The sequence below is a fragment of the Methylobacterium sp. J-043 genome (assembly GCF_022829505.1).
GTDB lineage: Bacteria > Pseudomonadota > Alphaproteobacteria > Rhizobiales > Beijerinckiaceae > Methylobacterium > Methylobacterium extorquens_A.
On the sequence record NZ_JAKSYB010000057.1, the window covers coordinates 1 to 616 of the forward strand.

Genomic DNA, 616 nt, shown 5'->3' on the forward strand with positions numbered 1-616 from the left:
GGGGAAAGTGGCCGTCGAGATCGCCCGGCTCGACGGTCGGGTGATCGGACTCGGGACCGGCGAACGCTGGCGCTAGGGCCCGGCCCCGCAAGAGGATCGGCGCGCCCCTCGTTCGAGACGCGCAATGCGACAACGCGAAACGTAAGGCCGCCACCCACCAGCGCGACATCATCGAACGGCTCGGCGCCATACCCTGTCATCGAGGCGGACCCGGCCCCGGCGTGCAGGCCGCCTGGGGCTGGCCGCCGCGGCGAGGGCGGCCTGACACCTACGGCATGCACGCCGGCGCCGAGATCGCCTCGATGACAGGGTATGGCGCCGAGCCGTTCGAGGATGTCGCGCTGGTGGGTGGCGGCCTTACGTTTCGCGTTGTCGCATTGCGCTTCTCGAACGAGGGGCGCGCCGATCCTCTTGCGGGGCCGGGCCCTAGCGCCAGCGTTCGCCGGTCCCGAGTCCGATCACCCGACCGTCGAGCCGGGCGATCTCGACGGCCACTTTCCCCCAGAACCGATCCCGGGCCGCATCCGCGCCGCGCGCGGCCCGAGCCCGATCCCGGGCCAGCCAGTAGGCCGGGCCGCCATAGCGCGCGACCATGATCCGGGCTCTTGCCCGGACC

At 72.6% G+C, this 616-nt stretch carries 1 protein-coding gene; it reads right to left on the reverse strand.

Going from position 1 to position 616, the window contains the following annotated elements:
* Nucleotides 1-426 precede the first annotated feature (426 nt).
* A partial coding sequence (locus MKK50_RS15060; RefSeq protein ID WP_499023488.1) for a hypothetical protein occupies nucleotides 427-616 on the reverse strand: 190 nt, incomplete at its 5' end.